We start from the raw sequence: 3,347 nt of genomic DNA, 5'->3' as shown, positions 1-3,347 counted from the left end.
CGAAAAGCCCCCGAGCGATACCGCTATCGCTCGGAGGCTTATAACCGGGGTTCAATCGAACCCCACTATGAATGGAGAGGCGGCGAATCAGTGTTCCCAGAGGCTCTCGCACTCCAGTACTACCTGATACGCAGGTGAGCTTAACTTCCGTGTTCGGGATGGGTACGGGTGTTGTCCTCACCGCTATGGCCGCCTCAATGCTGACTCATGGAATCGAACCATGACCAGACCACTGTCAGTATCGAGTGACTGTGTGTATGTGTAATCCAGTTAGCGCCTGGACTCGCGTGCAGATAGTCCAAGTCTATGAATGTGTGGCTTCGGTCGTTAGTGCTCGCGGACTCAACGCCTCGTTGCCTCGGCGCGTACATCCCAAGTCTATCGAACTCGTCTTCTACGAGTGACCTCAGTGGTATCTCTTTTCCAGGTGGGTTTCGAGCTTAGATGCGTTCAGCTCTTACCCCGTGCTGCGTAGCTGCCCGGCACATGCTCTCTCGAACAACCGGTACACCAGTGGCAGCCGTTCGTAGTTCCTCTCGTACTATACGAACGTTCCCGTCAGATACCTCACACCCCCAATAGATAGCAGCCGACCTGTCTCACGACGGTCTAAACCCAGCTCACGACCTCCTTTAATAGGCGAACAACCTCACCCTTGCCCGCTTCTGCACGGGCAGGATGGAGGGAACCGACATCGAGGTAGCAAGCCACTCGGTCGATATGTGCTCTTGCGAGTGACGACTCTGTTATCCCTAAGGTAGCTTTTCTGTCATCTATGGCCCGCATCAAGCAGGCTCATAGGTTCGCTAGACCACGCTTTCGCGTCAGCGTCCCTCGTTGTGTAGGACACTGTCAGCCCATCTTATGCTCTTGCACTCTTCTCCGCGTCTCCGACGCGGATGAGATGGACGTAGGGCGCGCTCGATATCTTTTCGAGCGCGTACCGCCCCAGTCAAACTGCCCGGCTACCGGTGTCCTCCTCCCGGAGTGAGGGTCACAGTCACTAACGGGTAGTATTTCACTGATGACTCGGCGACGTGCTGGCGCACGCACCTGTGTATCGTCTCCTACCTATGCTGCACATTAGCGACCGTGTCCCAGCGACAGCCTGCAGTAAAGCTCTATAGGGTCTTCGCTTCCCCTTGGGGGTCTCCAGACTCCGCACTGGAACGTACAGTTCACCGGGCCCAACGTCGGGACAGTGAAGCTCTCGTTGATCCATTCATGCAAGCCGCTACTGAAGCGGCAAGGTACTACGCTACCTTAAGAGGGTCATAGTTACCCCCGCCGTTAACGGGTCCTTCGTCCTATTGTACTAGGTGTTCAGATACCCGCACTGGGCAGGATTCAGTGACCGTACGAGTCCTTGCGGATTTGCGGTCACCTATGTTGTTATTAGACAGTCGGAGCTTCCATGATACTGCGACCTGCCTCATTGCGAGGCAGGCATCCCTTATCGCGAACTTACGGGACTAATTTGCCGAATTCCCTGACGTCGGTTGATCCCGACAGACCTTGGCTTTCGCTGCCAGAGCACCTGTGTCGGATCTCGGTACGGATGTTGTGCTCGTCTTTTCACGGGCCCCAGGTTGAATCAAGTTTCCCTATCCCGTCATTCGTCCGCTTCCTGCCATTACGGCTTCCACGGATTTCGACGGTTCGACCGGACGATAGTCCGGCTTGACCTACCCCGAGGCGTCGACTTTCACTGCACAACAGTACTGGAATATTAACCAGTTTCCCTTTTGTCGCACTCGAATTACGATGCGACTTAGGACCGACTAACCCTCAGCTGATCAGCATTGCTGAGGAACCCTTGCTCTTTCGGTCGTCGAGGTTCTCACCCGACTAACGCTGCTACTATGACCAGGATTTTCGTTCCCGTACGGTCCACATGAACTCTCGTCCATGCTTCCATCCGAACGGAACGCCGACCTACGAGATCACCCTGTCACGGGTGCTGTTAGGTCTCGGTGACGAACTTGAGCCCCGATCATTTTGGGCGCCTCGAACCTCGGCCGGTAAGCTGTTACGCTTTTCTTAGAGGGTAGCTGCTTCTAAGCTCACCTCCCGGCTGTTTAGGGCTCGAGACCACCTTCAATCGCACTTAGCTCGTACTTGGGGACCTTAACCTAACTCTGGGTTGTCTCCCTCACGGTGCACAGGCTTACCCCGCACACCGGATTCCCTGCGTCCACGGCGTTCATAGGTTCGGAGTTTGACAGGGGGGCCAACTCCTCTCGGAGTTGGTCTCCCCAATCGGTCGCTCTACCCCATGAACTACCTCAGCAGAGGTCATGCTTCGACATGTTTCGGTCGGAACCAGCTGTTGCCGAGTTCGATGGGCCTTTCACCCCTACACGTAGGTCACGGGAGGGTATTGTAAGACACCACCCCTAACAGGCCTCCACATGGCTTTCGCCATGCTTCACCTTGCCCACGCGTAGATCACTCGGTTTCGGGTCGTGTCCGTCTGACTCCCCGCCCTTGAAGACGGCGGTCCTCGCAATGCTGCGACCATGTCGGTTTCCCTATGCCTTCCCCGATACTCGGGTTAGACTCGCCAAACAGACACACTCCCTGGTTCGTTTTTCAAAACGTACGACCGGACATCGGCTCCCTCCGAGTCCTACTACAGGCTTGCGCCTGCCTCGTTCTTCAGAGGGCCTTTTATGCCCAGTCGCTCCATCGCCACCTGATTTCAGGCTCTATTTCAGTTCCCTTCTCGGGATACTTTTCAGCGTTCGCTCACGCTACTTGTTCACTATCGGTCTCGAGGAGTACTTAGTCTTGGCAGTCGATGCCTGCCATCTTCACGAGGAATTTCCGGTCCCCGCTACTCTGGAGCTGACGCACGAGTTACTAGATCAGTCTACGGGGCTGTCACCCTGTATCGCGCTCCGTTTCAGGAGACTTCGCATGATCGTTCGCTCGATGAGAGTCAGTCCGAACACCACATTGCCCAAAAGGCTTCGGTTTGGACTGGGCCGCGTTCACTCGCGGTTACTAACGGCGTCTCGTTCGATTTCTCTTCCTGACCGTACTAAGATGTTTCAATTCCGGTCGTTCCCCATTGCGCAAGGCAATTGCGAGGGGATTCCCATTCGGAGATCCTGAGTTCTACGCCTCCATGCGGCTCCCTCAGGCTTATCGCAGCTTGGCACGTCCGTCGTCGGCACTCGAGCCGAGCCATCCACCAGGCGGCACAGTAGCCACGTTGTCAATATGTTGTGACGTTCAATAAGACTCGCACTAACTGCAGGCGAGTCCAGTGAGCGCCTGGATTACACGTACACACAGTCGTCATCGCACGTCCCGGAGGTGTGAATCCGGGAGCGTACATCGAC

2 rRNA genes are annotated in these 3,347 nt (G+C 55.8%); both read right to left on the bottom strand.

The window, feature by feature from the left end:
• Positions 1-74 precede the first annotated feature (74 nt).
• Positions 75-197: ribosomal RNA gene (rrf, locus tag ACQUS8_RS16045) — 5S ribosomal RNA — on the bottom strand.
• Between the two features lie 112 nt (positions 198-309).
• Positions 310-3,221 (bottom strand): 23S ribosomal RNA (locus tag ACQUS8_RS16040).
• Positions 3,222-3,347 lie beyond the last annotated feature (126 nt).

This window comes from Halarchaeum sp. P4, assembly GCF_051195175.1.
GTDB lineage: Archaea > Halobacteriota > Halobacteria > Halobacteriales > Halobacteriaceae > Halarchaeum.
This window is presented reverse-complemented; position numbering and strand designations above follow the sequence as displayed.